This window comes from Streptomyces sp. NRRL F-5135, assembly GCF_000719775.1.
GTDB lineage: Bacteria > Actinomycetota > Actinomycetes > Streptomycetales > Streptomycetaceae > Streptomyces > Streptomyces hebeiensis.
On sequence record NZ_JOHR01000005.1, the window covers coordinates 145,214 to 161,985 of the forward strand.

The following is a 16,772-nucleotide window of genomic DNA, read 5'->3' on the forward strand; positions in this document are numbered from 1 at the left end:
CGGTCATAGGCGTGGTGTGGGCAACCGCAGCGGCGGACGAGCCAGATGCCGTGGGCGTGGGGCAGCGGAATGTCCTCGGTCTGGCGGCACTCGCGGTGAAGGTCCGTGTAGTCGGACTGGGCGGCAAGCGCGCACTCGGCCGACAGAGGCAAGATCTCGGTGGCGGGCGCGGTCATCCGAGGCGCTCCGCCCGGTTCATCTCGGTCACACGGGCGCGCAGCACTTCGGTGTCCGTGGTCTGCCGGATGACGTCGGGGTCCGCGTCCCACTCGCGTCCGCCGCCGGGGGGTCGGAGCTGGACGTAGGGGCCGGCATGCCCCATCACGTAGCCGATCTTGTCCGTCTTCGTGTCGATGACCAGGGTGCCGCTCTTCCCGCGTTGCCATTGATCACGGCCCCCTCGCCGAAGTGCTTCTGCCAGTCGTTCGGCTACGTCGGCGCGGACGCGCCCCAGCTCGACGAGTTTCAGATCGGGGTTCGCGAAGTCGACGCCGAGGGAGGGGAAGACGATCCCGACCTCAGCGAGCGCCGCCCTCAGAGACTCCACCGCCGCGTGCGGGTCGACATCCCGCAGTTCCGTCGTAGGCATGAACAGGACGCTAGAGACACGGAGTTGATGACCACCATGGAAGTTGCGTGAAGTTGCTTGACTACCCGGTGAGGTTGCGCAAGGTTGCTGATGTGGGTCGACGGGACCCCCGACAGAAGACGCCGACCTCCGGGAAGCTTGGGAGATCAGTCCCCCAGTGGAAGGACGTGATCATGGCCCGACGACTGCGCTTCAACGGCACGGGCAGCGGTGTCAACGGGTGCCCGTCCATTCATGAAGACCTCGACACGGGCGAGGTCATCGTGCACGGCCCGGCCCTCACCGACTCTGACGACGTCGCTCGGCTTCGGCACCTGAACGAGGGGGAGGTGCCGATCGTGGTGCCACGGGAACTGCTCGTCGACTTCGCCCCCAAGGAGGTCACTCGCTGCCGAACATCATCGGGCTGGATGAGTTCGACCGGCTCTTCACCCAGTTCGAGCACACGGCGTGGCGCCTGGAAACCCGCCGCCGGTACGCGTCCGACGAGCTCACAGACACGTACGCGCAGTTCACCCGTGGCGAGCCCGTCAACTGGGAAGGCGTCGACACCGAGTGGTGTGCCGAGCGCCGCGAGCAGACCGGGCTCGGCAAACGGTTCGAGCGTGTCCGCATCGTCGACCACCCGCCGACGGCCGGCCAGCTCTATCTGCTCGACAACGCGCGCCGCAACAGCGCCGTCGGCGAGGAGATCCACAACCTGTGGCGAGAGGATGCCGACCGGCTCAGCCTGCCAGACGAAGACCTCTGGATCTTCGACTCCCGGCTGGTCGCCCTGCTCAATTTCGATGACGCCGACAACCTGGTCGACGTCGAACTGATCACGGAACCTGCGGCGGTCCTGCGGTACGCCATGGCGCGTGACGCGGCGATGCATCACGCCGTCCCGTACGAGCGGTTCGCGGCGCAGCTGGCCGCGAAGGAGGACTGAGAGCAGGTGCGCACCGGTGAGCACGGACTATCAGCAGGCACGAGAAGCGCTCGGGGTACGGCTACGCGAACTCCGGCTCTCCGCCCCTGGACGCCGGCTCACCGGCACGGAACTCGCTGAGCAGTACGGGTGGAACAAGTCGAAGGTCAGCAGGCTGGAGAACGGCAGGCAGACTCCAACACCCGATGACCTTCGCAAGTGGGCGGAGGCAACGGGCCAGCCCGAGGCGTACGACGAGCTGCTGGCCCGCCTCCGTGGCTTCGAGTCCCACATCCGATCGTGGCGGCGACAGCTGGCCGCCGGTCACAAGCCAGTCCAGGACACCCACCTGAGCGGTCACGCCGACGCCTCCCTGTTCCGTGGCTGGGAGTCCTCCGTGATCTTCGGGATTCTCCAGACGCCGGACTACGCCCGGTCGATCTTCACGAGGTACGCGGAGCTGCAGCGATCGCCACGCGACACCGAGGAAGCAGTCCGGTCCCGCATGAAACGGCAAGAGGCGCTGTACGACTCCTCGAAGCGTTTCCACCTCATCCTGTGGGAGGCCGCCCTTCACGCCCTGATCTGTCCGCCCTCGGTTCTCGCGGCCCAGCTCGACCGACTCGCAGGAGCCGTCGGCCTGGGCACGGTAGAGCTGGGGATCATCCCGCTGTCCGCCTCGCTCAAGATCTCCCCAGCCACTGCCTTCTGGATCTACGACGACCGCCAGGTGATCGTCGAGAACTGGCACGCGGAGTTGTGGATCGACGATGGAGCCAGTGTGGACACGTATCTCCGGACCTGGAAGACGCTCCGGGTGTCCGCCGTGTACGGCGTTGATGCGCAGAACCTCATCAGTGCAGTACGACGAACGTTGCGTTCGCGCTGAACCCGACTTTCGAGAAACTCGTTCTCGACCGCGTCAGCGCTCCCGAGTACGGGAGGGGCTGGCTGGTTCCATCCGTTGAGGCCATGGCATGGACGGTCCTCGGCCACTCGCTCAAGTGGGACGGCTGACCGGACGTCGGGCACCAGAAACAAACCTGCCGGGGCCACGAGACCCGGGACGAGGACATCGCCCGGCTCTCCCCGTTCAAGCACCGCAACCTGAACCTGCTCGGCCGCTATGGCTTCACCGCCAGCACCCCGGCCGCCGGCGCCCTGCGCCCGCTGCGCGCCCCGGACGCCCCGACGCCCCCGAGCTGGACGAGGACGGGCAGAGGTGAGTTCAAGAGTGGATCAGAACGCTCGTCGCTTCATGGCCTGCGGTGTTGGGCTCGCAGTCCGTCGAGGATGAACTTCAGCATCCTCCGCCGGGCCTCAGGGGCCGCGTGTGCGACGCCGATGACGGAGAGCAGCAGCGGGTGCAGGTCGTCGGGGCCGAAGTCCGCTCGCAGGGTCCCGTCCCGGTGCGCCTTCTCTATCAGGACAAACCCGCGTTCCAGCCCCTGCCGGCAGACCTCGTGCAGGGGCGGGGTGAGCTCGGAGCGCGCGGTGAGCGCGTCGCGCAGGACCGCGTCGCTGCCGCCCAGGGCGCCCAGGCCCTCGACGTATGCGGCGAAACGCTCCCAGGCGGTGGCCTTGTCTTCCGCGGCGTCGATCACCGCGTTGACCTTGTTGGCCGCCACCTGAGGGGCGACGGCCTCGATGAGCCCGGCACGGCTGCCGAAGCGGTGGTAGATGGTGCCCGGACTGACGGCGGCGCGGCGGGCGATCTCCTCCAGCGGGCAGTCCAGTCCTCGTTCGGCGAACAGCTCGATGGCCGCGGCGGTGATCTTCTCAATGCTGCGTCGGGCGTCGCTGCGCAAAGGCGTCGTCACGTCCCGTCCTCCTCGGGTCCTGCATCACCTGCATAATTTGACGATGCCATCAAGATAACTTACGGTCTCGACCGGAACTAACTTGACGCAACCCTCAATCTAGGTGGTGCGGATCATGCCCAAGACGATCGCGATTTTCGGAGCCGGTTCGGGACTGGGCGCGGCGACCGCTCGACGGTTCGGCCGCGAGGGGTACGAAGTGGCGCTCGTCGCCCGCCGTCGGGAACCGCTCGATGAGCTGGTGGCGCAGCTCGGAACCGAGGGGATCGACGCCGAATCCTTCACCGCCGACCTCTCCGATCCGTCGGTGGTGCCCGGTCTCCTCGAACGGATCACCACCCGCTTCGACCGCATCGACGTCGTGGAATACGCTCCGGTCGGCTCGATGACCGAGTTCATGCTGCCGGCGTCACGGATGAGTGCCGAGTTCCTGCACAAGCACATCAACTTGCTGCTCAACACCCCGGTCGAGCTCGCACGCGCCGTCGCTCCGCAGATGGCCGAGCGGGGGGATGGCGGCTTCTTGGTCGCCTTGGGCGCCTCCGCCCTGGACGCTTCAGCCGCCCCCGGCATGAGCGGCGCCCCAAGCGTCGCTGCCGCCACCCGACACTGGGTGCATGCCCTGAACCAAGACCTCGCCGCCACGGGCGTCTACGCCGGTCTGCTCCTGGTGGCCGCGGTCGTCGACGGCAGCCAGGGGCAGCGCGAGGCGGAAGCGCTCGGTATCGACCTGACAGCGCTCCCCACCGTCGCGCCTGCTGACCTTGCCGACGCGCACTTCGACCTGTTCACCAAGCGGGACCGCGTGGAGCAGATCGTTCCGCAGAACGCGTCCTGACAGGCCGCACCCCCTGCGCCCCGGCCCAGAGCGAGGTGCACCCCACACGGACGCAAGAGCTCGGCACATCCGCCTGGATGCTCACCGAGGCCCGGCGCATCGGAGGTAAGCCCGGCACCGGCCTGAGCGTTCGGACCGCAGACCTGACCCTGGGGCGCCTGCGCGCCGTGCTCGAACTCGGGATCCGGCGTCAGGTCCTCACCACGAACGTCGCCCAGTACGTGAAGGTCCCGCGCGCCGCCCGCAAGGAGGCCCTCAGGAAGAAGAAGGAGAGGAAGCCCTGGAACGAGGATGAGGTCAAGACCTTCCTCACGCACTGAACGGCTGCTGAGCGGTGGCGACGACACGTCGTCGGCCGCTCTGGCTGCACTCCGCGCCGGCGCTTCTTACGTCGTCTGGGACGGAACGACGTCACCCAAGTCGCTCTCGACGGTCTATGGGCGCCGACTCCGTCACGCCCTTCGGAGGGGCATCGAGACCTCCGGCTCGGCCCAGGCCGTGCAATGCCTCGACCTATACGGCCGACCGGTTCGCCTGGGCCGGATCAGGACTACCGACGGATCGTGGATCTTCATGCTGTTCCTCGACGAGGACGGCAACACGCTGGTGGCATGCACCGGCGTCCGGCAGACCCAACCGGGGCCGCCACGACCAGACACCCGCTGAAGCTCTGTACCGCCAACACGCTTTCCAAATCTGTTGGCGGTCCAGCGGACCTCGTGCAGGGGCGGTCACCTGGAACGGATGAACGCGAGGATGTCCGGGTTGAGGACCTCCGGGTGCGTCGACAGCATCCCGTGCGGATAGCCCTCGTAGGACTTGAGGGTCCCGTTCTTGAGAAGCTTGACCGTCAGGGGTGCCGAGTCGTTGTACGGAACGACCTGGTCGTCGGTTCCGTGCGCGACGAGGACGGGCACCTCGATCTGCTGCAAGTCCTCGGTGAAGTCGGTCTCGGAGAACGCCGCAACGCACTCATAGTGCGCGTTCGCCGCGCCCATCATGCCCTGGCGCCACCAGTTGTCGATCAAACCCTGCGACACCTGCGCCCCGGGACGGTTGAAGCCGTAGAACGGCCCCGAGGGAATATCGATGAACGACTGAGCCCGGTTGCCGGCAACGCCCTCGCGGAAGCCGTCGAAGACCTCCATCGGCAAGCCGCCCGGGTTGGCCTCCGTCTTCAGCATCAGCGGTGGCACCGCGCCCACCAGGACCGCCTTTGAGACACGGCCGGGCTTAGCGCGGGCGACGTAGCGGGCGACCTCGCCACCGCCGGTGGAGTGGCCGATGTGCACGGCGCCCCGCAGGTCGAGTGCGTCGGTCAGGGCGGTCACGTCCGCGGCGTAGGTGTCCATGTCGTGGCCGGTCGCGGTCTGGGTGGAGCGTCCGTGGCCACGGCGGTCGTGGGCGATGACTCGGTAGCCCTGCGCCAGGAAGAACAACATCTGATTGTCCCAGTCGTCGGCGCTCAGCGGCCACCCGTGGTGGAAGACGATCGGCTCCCCATCCCGAGGACCCCAGTCCTTGTAGAAGATCGTGGTGCCGTCGTCGGTCGTGACCGTACCCATCGCAGATCCTCCGCTCGTCCAGGCGCACCCCAGCCACGGAGCAATGGGTGAGGGGGCACGCGGGACTTCACGCCCAGCGGGCGCAGTCCGGATGTATGGCCCACGTTACGCCGTGTCCCTGCGGGCCACATCCGCAGCTTGTCGACGTCCGCCAAATCTCAGAGATCGTCTCCAACCGGCTTGATCGTTAGGCTGGCGGCCGTAATGCCGCCACGGCTCGCTCCTGGTCGCCCTGAAGGCGCACCCGAAGGTGGCCCAGCGGATCCCGCGGCACTCACAGATCGCCATGACGATGGAGGTCTACGCCGAAGCGAGCGAGGAGGCGATCCGCGCGGCGCTCGGGAAGCTGTCCGCGGCCATGGGCGGCGCCGACTCCGGCTGACTCGGACCCCGTTGCTGTACTTCGCTGCTGTACGCCCCTGAAACGCAAGAAGCCCCGGAGTGATCCGGGGCCTCTAACCTGTGTGCACTCGGCAGGATTCGAACCTGCAACCTTCTGATCCGTAGTCAGATGCTCTATCCGTTAAGCTACGAGTGCTTGGCGTTCCCGGGCTTTTCGGCCCGGTCGGCGTTGCGGGAACAACATTACATGACCTGCGCCGCCAGGCGAAATCCATTCCCCGAACCCTGGATGACCTGCGAAAACAAGCTTCGAGCGGGGCCTCACACAAGGAAGCCCCGGCCGGGGGCCGGGGCTTCCTTGATCTCTGTGCGGAGGCGGAGGGATTTGAACCCTCGATGGGCTTTAAGACCCAAACCGCATTAGCAGTGCGGCGCCATAGACCGGACTAGGCGACGCCTCCACGGGTGCCCGCGCTCGCGCGGACGGTGTGCAGATGATGACACAGCAGGGTGCGCTGCGACCAATCGGTTCTCACGGTACCCGGCAGGTGGGCCGTGGGGCAAAGCACCTCGGGGTGCGCAACCAGCGGGGGTGTGGTCGCGTTAGGGAGGCGGGGCGGCGCGCCCGGTCGTCCTGGACTGTACAGAAATGTATCGATTGGTATCGATCAGGAGCTTCCATGCCTCTTCGTCTCTCCCTCACCGCCGCCGCCTGTCTTGTCGCGTCCGCCGCCGTCCTGGGGGCCGCCGGGCCGGTGGCCGCGGACTCGCCGCACGCCGGATCCGGAGCCACCGGGTCCGGGACCACCGAGGGTGTCGGCGGGGGCGTCGGCGGGGGCGCGCCCAAGGACCGGCTCACCGTCACCGTCCGGGGCAGCGGGGACCGTGCCGCCGACGGGACGTACGAGCTGACCTGCGGGCCGACCGGCGGGTCGCATCCCCGGGCCGCCGCCGCGTGCGACCGGCTGGCGAAACTGGCGGGGGAGAAGCGGGACCCGTTCGCGCCGGTGGCCAAGGACGCCATGTGCACCATGATCGACGGCGGTCCCGCCACCGCGAAGGTCACCGGCACCTGGCGCGGCCGGGCCGTCAACGCCTCCTTCGACCGGACGAACGGCTGCGAGATCTCGCGCTGGCAGGCCGTCGAGCCCGTACTGCCCGCCGCCCGGGGGTAACGCGCGGCCACGGCGGAGCGAGCGCCCCCGGCGCGGTCCGGCGGGCCCCCGGCGCGGTCCGGCGCTACGGCGAGCATCGGTACGGCGGGCCCGCGAGCGCGGGTACGGCCGCGTGACCATCCGTATCGGCCCGGCCGCCGCGGGGTCGCCGGGCCGTCCCGGGCGCGGCGCGGTCCGGCGGCAAACGTCCGCCGTCGCGCCGGGCGTGCCAGCCCTTAGACTCCCTCAAGTGACAGGCCAGGGCCCGGCGGGCAAGATGGGTGCGGCCGTCCGCACAGTGCAGTAGTCAGGGAGGAAGCGTCGTCGTGAGCAGCAGGCCATCCCGGGGCGCTGCTCGCCTCGCGGCGATACTCGACGCACTGCCCGACGGCCTGGTGCTCGTCAACGCCAACGGCACGATCGTCAACGCCAACACCATCGCGCTGGAGATGTTCGAGGCGCCCGGCACCGCGCTGGTCGGGCGCGGGTTGCTCGATCTGCTGCCCGAGTTCGACTCCAAGCTGATCCCCGGCTCGATGCGCCGCCCCAATGTCGCGGACACCCGGGGGCGCACGAAGCCGACCCGGATGATGGCGCGACGCACGGACGGCGGTTCGTTCCCCGCCGAAGTCACCAGCGCGAGCCTGGAGGACGGCCGGGACGCGTACAACGACCGGCACAGTTTCACCGGCGACGAACTGCTGATGCTGGTCGTCCGGGACCTATCGGGCACCGTCGACACCGAGGCCGAGCTGGCGCGCTCGCAGCGGCAGACCGAGATGATCCTGCGGGCCGCGTCGGAGGGCGTCGTCGGTACGGACACCGAAGGCCGCGTCGTCCTCGTCAATCCGGCCGCCGCCCAGATCCTCGGCTTCCGCGCCGGTGACCTCGGCGGCCGGGAGCTGCACCCGCTGGTGCTGCACTCGCGCGCGGACGGCGAACCGTTCCCGTACGAGGACTCGCCGCTGGCGGACACGCTCAGGTCCGGGCGCAAGCACCGGGTCCGCGGGCAGGTGCTGTGGGCCAAGAACGGCAAGCAGGTGCCCGTCGACCTGACGACCGCGCCGGTACGGGACGGGGACCAGCTCGTCGGCGCCGTGATGACCTTCACCGACCGGCGTCCGTACGACGAGCTGGTCGAGAAGCACGATGCCGAGCTGGAGGCCGCGCGGGAGCGGCACGCGGCGGAACTGACGGAGGCCACGGAACGGCACGCGGCCGAGCTGGCGGAGACCACCGAGCGCCTCACCGGTGAGCTGACCGGGACGACCGACCGGCTCACCGCCGAGCTCGCCGAGGCGACCGAGCGCCACGCGGCGGAGCTCGCGGACCGCAGCGACCGGTACGCGGCCGAGATCGAGGAGCTGACCGAGCGGTACGACGAGTTGACCGGCCGGCACGAGCAGCTGACCGCCGTGCTCGGCGAGTCGCTGCGCGGGCCGCTGGAGGAACTGCGCGGCGAGCTGGGCACGCTCGCCGACGACCCCGCCGGGCAGCTGTGGCCCGAGGCCAACCAGATCCTGCACCACCTGGCGGCCGGTTACTCCCGGATGACGACCCTCGTGGACAACGTCCTCGGCTACCAGCGGCTGGACGCCGGCGCGGAAGCGCTGGTCAAGACGAACGTGCTGCTCGACCAGGTGGTGGCGGCCGGTGTGGAGGGCGCGGTCGAGCTGATCGGCCCCGGCCGGGCGCAGTTCGCGGTGCACGCCCCGCCGATCGAGGCCGAGGCGGACCCGGGCCGGCTGGCGACGGCGCTCGCGCACCTGGTGGCCGATGTGGCCGGGGTCGACTCGACGGGCCGGACCCGCGCGCTGCCCGGCGGCGGGTACGTCGACTCGACGATCGTGGTGGCGGCGGCGCAGCGCGGACAGGTCGTACGGATCGAGGTGCGCGGGCCGTTCGCGGGCGGCGATCCGGTGCACGAGCCGATCGTGCGCGGGATCGTACGGGCGCACGGCGGGGTGCTCCAGACGCACGAGGTGCCGGGCACGGGCGGCAGCGCGTACGTACTGGAACTGCCGCTGGGCGAGGGGGCCGGTACGGTCCCGGCGCCCGCCGCGGCACCCGCGGACCCGGGTGCGGCCGAGGTCCCGGCATCGCCCGGCCAGGCACCCGGCGGACCCGCGGGGCAGCACGGCCCCCGGACGGGCGGCGGGCGGCGGCGCGCGCGGCGGGCGTCCACGGACGCGTTCCTGGAAGGACCGGGAGGACAGGTCGGGCCGGGAGGACCGGGAGGACCGGGAGAGGACACCGCCGATCAGCAGCCGACGGGCCGGCGCCGGGCCAGGGCCGCCGCCCCGGACGGCGAGCCCGTCGCCGGCGTCGGCGCGTCTTCCGAAGGTGGCTCCCAGGGGCTGATTCCCGCGCAGGGTGTCGGACCGGGCGTGGATACGGGTGGTACAGGCACGGCTACGGGCCCTGTCGGCGGTACGGACTCCACCCTCGGCGCGGGACCGGGCGCCGGGGGCGGCACCGGTCGCCGGCGCGGCCGGCCCAGCCCGGCCGAGGAGTCCGTGCCGCCCGGCACCAACGCCGTCTCCCCCTTCGCACTGCCCCCCGCCCCGTCCTCGTCGGCGTCCGAGGGAGCGGTCGTCACCGCCGCCGAAGGCGCGGCGGCGGCCGGGCGGCCGGCGCTCGGCCGAGCCGTACCTCCGCAGGGCGTTCCCCCGGAGGCGGCATCCGGCGGGACGGGACGCCGGGCCCGGCGCATGGGGCAGAACGCGCTGCCCGCGCTGCCCGCCGGGCCGGTGGCACCCTTCGCCGAGGCACCGCCGGTGGGGGCCGTGGCCCCGGAGGGCGCGGCGGGGCCGGCCGAACCGGTCCGTATGAGCGGGGTACCCGGGGCCGCCGGGGGCCCCGACGCGCCCGCGCCCGGCGCTCCCCAGCTGCTGCCGGCCGGTGGAGCGGGAGGTGCGGGGGGTGCGGTACGGATCGCCCCGGCAGCCGGACAACCCCAGGCACCACGGCAGCCCCTCGACCCCCGGCAGTCCCAGGACCCCCAGCGCTTCGACCCGCGGCAGCGTCTGGACCCGCGGCGGGTCCAGGCACAGGCCCCGAGCCCGAGCCCGATCCCGCTGCCGGCGCCCGTCCAAAGTGGGGCGCAGCCGCAGGCTCAGGGGCAGGGACAAGGGCAGGGACAGGGACAGGGACAAGGGCAGGCTCAGCCGCACGGCCATGCGCCGGTCCCCGCGCCGCCACAGCCCGTTCCCGCGTCCGCCGCCGCCGTTCAGTCACAGCCCGGCGGGCGCCGGGCGCGGCGCGCCCTGGCGCCGGCGCAGGAGCTTGAGCGGCGTGTCGAACGGTCCGCCCAGGCGGGCGACGACCGGGCTCCGGCCGAGGGCCCGCGCAGCGCGTTCGCGCTGCCGCCCGCGGCCGCGGACCGTACGCCCGCCCCCGCCCCGTCGGCGGGGCCGACCGCCGGGCCCGTGCGGCCGACCGCGCCCGGTGGCACCGTCCCGGGCAGGCACGACACCGTAGGGCCGGAAGCCGACACCGACTACACCCCGCCGCAGGCGCACCCCCTGCCGGCCGCCGGGCGCCGCAGGGCACGGCCGGACGTCCCGGCCCCGCAGGAATGGCCCGACAGCGGCGCACCCGGCCAGGGGCTCGTCTGGGGTGCCGAGGAGGCGGAGGACTTCGGCGACCGGTCCGAGCCCGAGGGGTTCGACACCGGCACCATGGCCGTCGATCCGAACGGCTGGGCGGGCCCCGTCCAGGCCGCCCCCGGCCGAGCCGCGGGTACCGGCCGGAACGCGAGCCCCGCAGCGGGCACCGGCGGCGCGGCCGGAACGGCCGGAACGGCCGGAGCAACCGGCGCGGCAGGCGCGGCAGGCGCGGCAGGCGCACCCGATGTGGCTGGAGCCGCCGGTGTGGCTGGTGCGGCGGGCGTCGCTCCGGGCGAGAGCGGCGCCGACGACGGCCACGGCTTCCCGACCACTTCCGGCTTCGGCGTGATGCCCGAACCGCCCGGCTGGCCCGACGACCCGGAGCCCGCGTACGACGCTCCGGACGCCCCGGCGGCCGCCCCCGCCCCCGCTCCTGCCGCACCCGCCTCCGCCCTGCCGGATCCCCGGCTGGGCGCGCACCAGCCGCTGCCTCCCGCGCAGCCGCTCCCGGCGGAGACACCGGCCGCACCGGCCGTCCCGGCCGCTCCCGTTCCTCCGGACTCCACCCAGGGCAGGGCCTTCAGCGTGCGGACGCTCGGCCAGGGCGTGCCCTTCGTCCAGCCCTCTGGGCAACAGGCACAACAGGCGCCACGGCAGCCCCAGGGCCGGAACAGCCAAGGCGGGCAAGGGAGTCAGGGAAGCCAGGGCGGCCAGGTGCCGGTGCCCCAGCAGAGCCAGAGCCAGGGCCAGATCCCGGGCCAGGGCCAGATCCCGGGCCAGGGCCAGATCCCGGGGCAGGGACAGGCCGGCAACACGCCGCAGAACCGTCCCTCCGGGCAGTCGGCCTCCCCCGGTTCCCTCGGCTCCGGCCGCCGCCGCAAGCTGGGTACCCCGCCCGACACGGACGAGCGCGCCGAGTCCGCCGCCAGGCCGCACCCCGGGCCTCCGGGACCCGCGCAGCCCCAGCCGCACGCACAGACGCCGCCCCCGCCGGCCCACCCGCAGCCTCAGTCCCGTCCGCGGCCGCTGCCGCAACCACAGGCACAACCGCAGCCACAGGCACAACCGCAGCCCCGGCAGAGCATGCCCGGCATGACCGGCGTCCCCGGGATGCCGGGACAGCCCGTCCCGCCGCAGGCCGGTGGCCACGTCGGCGGCCAGGCCGGCGGCGCCGGCTCCCACGGCGGTTCGCGGCTGCCCGCCGCGCACTCCGAGGGACGCTCGTACGCGATCGGGGCGCCCGACGAGGGCGCCGAGGGCCCCGAGCCGCTGGACGGTCCCGGGGGCGCGGTCGAGGTCGCCAACCGCCCCCAGCCGCAGCCCGTGGACGACGAGCTCCCGCCCGAGCCGCTCGACAACCCCCGCCGCCTGCTGGTCTGGCCCGCGCCTGACGTCTCCACGCAGCACGCGCTGAGCGAGCGCGGCTACCGGCCGGTGGTCGTGAACTCCCGCGAGGAGGTCGACGCGCAGATCGCCGCGTTCCCCGCGGCCCTGTTCGTGGACCCGCTGACCGGCCCCATCACCCGTACCGCCCTCACCTCCCTGCGCCAGGCGGCCGTCGCCGCCGAGGTCCCCGTCCTGGTGACGGCGGGTCTGGGCCAGGCGACCCGCGAAGCGGCGTACGGCGCGGACCCCGCGGTACTGCTGAAGGCCCTGGCCCCGCGCGACAGCGAGCAGCACCCCTCCCGCGTCCTGCTGATCGAGGAGAACGAGGAGATCGCGCTGGCGCTGACGGCGACGCTGGAGCGGCGCGGCATGCAGGTCGCCCTCGCGGCCACCGACAACCAGGCGGCCGGCCTGGCCGCCCAGATGCGGCCGAACCTGGTCGTCATGGACCTGATGCAGGTGCGCCGCCGACGCGCCGGGATCGTCGACTGGCTGCGGGCGAACGGGCAGTTGAACCGCACTCCGCTCGTCATCTACACGTCCACCGGCATCAACGAGGAGGAACTGCCACGGCTCGCGTCCGGCGAGACGGTGCTGTTCCTCGCGGAGCGCTCCACGACCGCCGAGGTGCAGGCAAGGATCGTCGATCTGCTCGCGAAGATCGGCACCAACTGACCGTCCGAGCGGCCGGCACGCGAACCGGCCGCCGGACGCGACCGATCACCCGGGCCGGTCGGACACCCGGGCCGGTCGGACACCCGGATCGGTCGGCCACCCGGGCCGGTCGGACACGCGGTCCGTACGGCCACCCGGTCCGCATACGCCGCGACCGCCGAACCGCACGGGTCACGGCGGGTCCCGCCGTACCGGCCCGGTGGCGCCCCACGCGTCCGCGCCCCCTTTCCCGCTGTCCCACCTGCGACGGAGGCGCGCCGACGGTCGGGCCCGGCTCCGGGAGCGGACCGCCGGGGCCGGTGGAACCGCCCGCCGGCCCCGCCCCGCCCGGCTCCCGGCCGGTGCCCCCGCCCGGCTCGCGGCCGTGCGCTCCGGGCGCCCGCCCCCTACGGACGTGTTCGCCCTCTCCACCTTCAGGAGGTGCGGCCGACGCCACCCGTACACCCACAGGGGGACACCGCTTCGGGACCTGGGACCGATCCCCGGAACGGGCCCCGCTCCTAGCGTTGAGCCCATGACCACGCCTGTCTGCACGAACGCCTCCACCGCCGCCGCGCCGGCCGCGTACGCGTCGCGCGCGCACCAGCCGCGCGCGCACCAGTCGTACACGTCCTTCGCCTCGTACGTACGGGCCCGGGGACCCGTACTGCTGCGGACGGCGCGTTCGCTCACCTCCAACCCCTCCGACGCCGAGGACCTGCTGCAGACGGCCCTCACCAAGACGTACGTCGCCTGGGACCGGATCGAGGACCACCGGGCGCTGGACGGCTACGTCCGCCGGGCCCTGCTCAACACCCGTACGTCGCAGTGGCGCAAGCGCAAGATCGACGAGTTCGCGTGCGAGGAGCTGCCGGAACCCGCGGGTCTGCCCGAGCCCGACCCCGCCGAGCGGCAGGCGCTGCACGACGCGATGTGGCGCGCGGTGATGCGGCTGCCCGACCGGCAGCGGGCGATGGTCGTCCTGCGGTACTACGAGGACCTCAGCGAGTCCCAGACCGCCGAGGTGCTCGGAGTCTCGGTCGGCACGGTCAAGAGCGCGGTCTCGCGCGCGCTCGGCAAGCTCCGCGAGGACCCGGAACTCGTCCCAGTCCACTGAACCCCGGTCACCCGACGGCCGACGCCCGCTGCCGCCGCTGTCTGCCGTCAACTGTCGGCTGTCCGCTGTCCGCTGTCCGCTGTCCGCTGTCCGCCATCCGCTGTCCGCCGTCCACCGGCCGCCGTCTTCCCTCCGTTGAGGGTGTCGTTCGGTCCCGGGTAGTGACATACCGCTCGGTACGTGCGCACAATCGGCGCGAATCCGTTCCGCGCTCCGCGTCACGCGGCCGCCCCGCGCGGCTGCCGCACGCGCCAGTGCCCTCCGGGAGGACGCCGTGCTGAGCACCATGCAGGATGTACCGCTTCTGATCTCACGGATCCTGGAGCACGGCCGTACGATCCACGGCCGGTCGACCGTGACCACGTGGACCGGTGACGCCGAACCGCGGCGTCGCGACTTCGCCGAGATCGGCGATCGTGCCGCGCGGCTCGCCAACGCCCTGGGCGACCTCGGGGTGACCGAGGAGAGCGTTCTGGGAACGCTGATGTGGAACAACGCGGAGCACGTCGAGGTGTACTTCGCCGTGCCCGCCATGGGTGCCGTCCTGCACACCCTCAACCTCCGGCTGCCCGCCGAGCAGTTGGCGTGGATCGTCAACCACGCCGACGACCGCGTCATCGTCGTGAACGGCACCCTGATCCCGCTGCTGGCGCCGCTCCTCCCTCGTCTGCCGAAGGTCGAGCACATCGTCGTCGCCGGCCCCGGTGACCGCGGTCCGCTGGCCGGAGCGACCGCGCGCGTGCACGAGTACGAGGAGCTGATCGCCGGCCGCCCCACCACGTACGCCTGGCCCGAACTCGACGAACGGTCCGCGGCGGCCATGTGCTACACCTCCGGCACGACCGGCGACCCCAAGGGCGTCCTCTTCTCCCACCGGTCCGTCTACCTGCACTCGATGCAGGTCAACATGGCCTCTTCGATGGGCCTCACCGACCGGGACACGACCCTCGCGGTCGTACCGCAGTTCCATGTGAACGCCTGGGGGCTGCCGCACGCCGCGTTCATGAGCGGCGTGAACATGCTGATGCCCGACCGCTTCCTCCAGCCCGCCCCGCTCGCCGAGATGATCGAACGAGAGCGGCCCACGCACGCCGCCGCCGTGCCCGCCATCTGGCAGGGCCTGCTCGCCGAGGTGACGGCCCGCCCGCGCGACCTGACCTCCCTGACCAATGTCTCGATCGGCGGCTCGGCCTGTCCGCCGGCGCTGATGGCGGCGTACGACAAGCTCGGCGTACGGCTCTGCCACGCCTGGGGCATGACCGAGACCTCCCCGCTCGGCACGATGGCCCATCCGCCGGCGGGGCTCGGCGCCGAGGAGGAGTGGCCGTACCGCCTCACCCAGGGCCGTTTCCCGGCCGGGGTCGAGGCCCGGCTGGCCGGGCCGGACGGTGACTTCCTGCCCTGGGACGGCGAGTCGGCCGGGGAGCTGGAGGTACGGGGCCCCTGGATCGCCGCGGCGTACTACGGCGGCGTCGGCGGCGAACCGCTCAGGCCCGAGGACAGGTTCAGCCCGGACGGCTGGCTGCGGACGGGAGATGTCGGGGTCATCAGCCCGGACGGCTACCTCACGCTCACGGACCGGGCGAAGGACGTCATCAAGTCCGGGGGTGAGTGGATCTCCAGTGTCGCGCTGGAGAACGCCCTGATGGCGCACCCGGAGGTGGCGGAGGCGGCGGTCGTGGCGGTACCGGACGACAAGTGGGGCGAGCGGCCGCTCGCGACGGTCGTCCTCCACGAGGGCGCGACGGCCGACTACGCGGCGCTGCGGGAGTTCCTGGCCGGATCGGTCCCGAGGTGGCAGCTGCCGGAGCGGTGGGCGGCGGTGGCGGCGGTGCCGAAGACGAGCGTCGGGAAGTTCGACAAGAAGGTGATCCGCGGACAGTACGCGGCCGGAGAGCTGGACGTCACGCGGTTGTAGGCCCCCCATTGCGTGAGGGGCACCGTACGAGGCGCGCACTGCACGAGTGGCGCCGCACGAGGGGGCGCCGCACGAGATGCACCGCGGCATGGCGAAGGGCCCGTACGCGGCACGTACGGGCCCCTGTCCTGGGCCGGTCCGGCGTCCCGGACCAGCCTGGGTATTCATTTGCGGGCCTTACCGGCTTGGTTCCCCCCCACCGGCTTCGTCAGCCCTGCGGCCCACTCCTACCGGCTCAGCCCCACCGGTCTCGACGCCCCCACCGGCGTGTCGACCCCGTCGGCTGCTGCGAGCCCACCGGCCCGGCCGACCTCACGGACCTGGCGGGGCGCTCTACCACCAGACGTTGTGGAAGTTCACCGCGATGTTCTCGTTGGACTGGTCGATCGACGTGAGGCCCGAGCCGACCACGTTCGCGGTGTTGTTCTGGTTCGAGGCGCCGGCGCCCGTCGCGACCTGCTGCGTGGTCGTCGAATTGCCGAAGTTGTGGTCGCCCACCCCGCTGCCACTGATCGTGGCCACCGCCGCGTTCGACCCGTCGTCGGACAGCGCGCCGTTGTCGGCCTGGGCGACGCCCGTGAAGAGCGCTGCGGCGAGGGGCAGCGCGGCGACGGCGGCGAAAGCGGTGGCGGTGCGGATGCTTGCCATGTCATTTCCTCCATGTGCGGCAGAAGTACGGAACTACGGCTCTGTCCCAGGCAGTTGGCCAACCGCCTCGGTCGTGGTGACGACGTCGCGAGACCAGAGTTGCCCACCGAATCCGCCGGAAACCACCCCGCAAGGAGCTATTCCCTCGCAAGCGTGATGACAAGTCGATAAACCCGCGATGCGCCCCCAAAACCCCATTTCTTGGCGTGGGCTCGCCAGAACC

Annotated in this window: 11 protein-coding genes, 2 tRNA genes and 2 pseudogenes; 9 read left to right on the forward strand and 6 right to left on the reverse strand. The window is 72.0% G+C overall.

The window, feature by feature from the left end; all coding sequences use genetic code 11:
• Positions 1–172 precede the first annotated feature (172 nt).
• Positions 173–589 (reverse strand): hypothetical protein, encoded by a 417-nt coding sequence (locus tag IG02_RS42675; RefSeq protein WP_063756749.1) that lies wholly within the window; start codon positions 587–589, stop codon positions 173–175.
• A gap of 173 nt (positions 590–762) precedes the next feature.
• On the opposite strand from IG02_RS42675, the pseudogene IG02_RS42680 reads away from it, so the two are divergent.
• Together IG02_RS42680 and IG02_RS0109415 are read left to right on the forward strand one after the other, a co-directional pair.
• Positions 763–1,520, forward strand: a pseudogene (locus IG02_RS42680) (DUF6879 family protein).
• Between the two features lie 16 nt (positions 1,521–1,536).
• The gene (locus IG02_RS0109415) at positions 1,537–2,388 is read left to right on the forward strand and encodes a helix-turn-helix domain-containing protein (RefSeq protein WP_030744139.1); all 852 of its coding nucleotides are present in this window, start codon (positions 1,537–1,539) and stop codon (positions 2,386–2,388) included.
• 367 nt (positions 2,389–2,755) lie between these two features.
• Here IG02_RS0109415 and IG02_RS0109420 read toward each other — a convergent pair whose 3' ends face one another.
• Entirely contained in the window at positions 2,756–3,319 is a 564-nt protein-coding gene (locus tag IG02_RS0109420; RefSeq protein ID WP_063756750.1) for a TetR/AcrR family transcriptional regulator, read from the reverse strand.
• 115 nt (positions 3,320–3,434) lie between these two features.
• Between IG02_RS0109420 and IG02_RS0109425 the strand changes: the two genes are divergently transcribed.
• Entirely contained in the window at positions 3,435–4,157 is a 723-nt protein-coding gene (locus IG02_RS0109425) for an SDR family NAD(P)-dependent oxidoreductase (RefSeq protein WP_030744143.1), read from the forward strand.
• A 77-nt stretch (positions 4,158–4,234) separates the two neighbouring features.
• Positions 4,235–4,477, forward strand: coding sequence for a hypothetical protein (locus IG02_RS0109430; protein WP_030744146.1), 243 nt, complete (start codon positions 4,235–4,237; stop codon positions 4,475–4,477).
• A gap of 411 nt (positions 4,478–4,888) precedes the next feature.
• On the opposite strand, the gene IG02_RS0109435 is transcribed toward IG02_RS0109430, so the two are convergent.
• Positions 4,889–5,722, reverse strand: coding sequence for an alpha/beta fold hydrolase (locus tag IG02_RS0109435; RefSeq protein WP_030744149.1), 834 nt, complete (start codon positions 5,720–5,722; stop codon positions 4,889–4,891).
• Positions 5,723–5,939: 217 nt separating this feature from the next.
• Between IG02_RS0109435 and IG02_RS40480 the strand changes: the two are divergent.
• Positions 5,940–6,104, forward strand: a pseudogene (locus IG02_RS40480) (site-specific integrase); the annotation flags it as partial.
• 83 nt (positions 6,105–6,187) lie between these two features.
• On the opposite strand, the gene IG02_RS0109445 reads toward IG02_RS40480, so the two are convergent.
• Both IG02_RS0109445 and IG02_RS0109450 read right to left on the reverse strand, forming a co-directional pair.
• Positions 6,188–6,260 (reverse strand) — tRNA-Arg (locus IG02_RS0109445).
• A gap of 174 nt (positions 6,261–6,434) precedes the next feature.
• Positions 6,435–6,525 (reverse strand) — tRNA-Ser (locus IG02_RS0109450).
• A 219-nt stretch (positions 6,526–6,744) separates the two neighbouring features.
• Between IG02_RS0109450 and IG02_RS0109455 the strand changes: the two genes are divergently transcribed.
• From IG02_RS0109455 to IG02_RS0109470, 4 genes are all read left to right on the forward strand, one after another.
• On the forward strand, positions 6,745–7,239 hold the full coding sequence (locus tag IG02_RS0109455; RefSeq protein ID WP_030744152.1) for an SSI family serine proteinase inhibitor: 495 nt from the start codon (positions 6,745–6,747) through the stop codon (positions 7,237–7,239).
• Positions 7,240–7,544: 305 nt separating this feature from the next.
• Positions 7,545–12,887, forward strand: coding sequence for a PAS domain-containing protein (locus tag IG02_RS0109460; RefSeq protein WP_030744154.1), 5,343 nt, complete (start codon positions 7,545–7,547; stop codon positions 12,885–12,887).
• Positions 12,888–13,401: 514 nt separating this feature from the next.
• Positions 13,402–13,983, forward strand: a complete 582-nt coding sequence (locus IG02_RS0109465) for a SigE family RNA polymerase sigma factor (protein WP_030744157.1) — start codon at positions 13,402–13,404, stop codon at positions 13,981–13,983.
• Between the two features lie 274 nt (positions 13,984–14,257).
• On the forward strand, positions 14,258–15,901 hold the full coding sequence (locus IG02_RS0109470) for a long-chain fatty acid--CoA ligase (RefSeq protein WP_030744159.1): 1,644 nt from the start codon (positions 14,258–14,260) through the stop codon (positions 15,899–15,901).
• Positions 15,902–16,234: 333 nt separating this feature from the next.
• Here the strand turns inward: IG02_RS0109470 and IG02_RS0109475 are convergent, their stop codons facing one another.
• Positions 16,235–16,549 (reverse strand): hypothetical protein, encoded by a 315-nt coding sequence (locus IG02_RS0109475; protein WP_030744162.1) that lies wholly within the window; start codon positions 16,547–16,549, stop codon positions 16,235–16,237.
• Between the last annotated feature and the right edge of the window lie 223 nt (positions 16,550–16,772).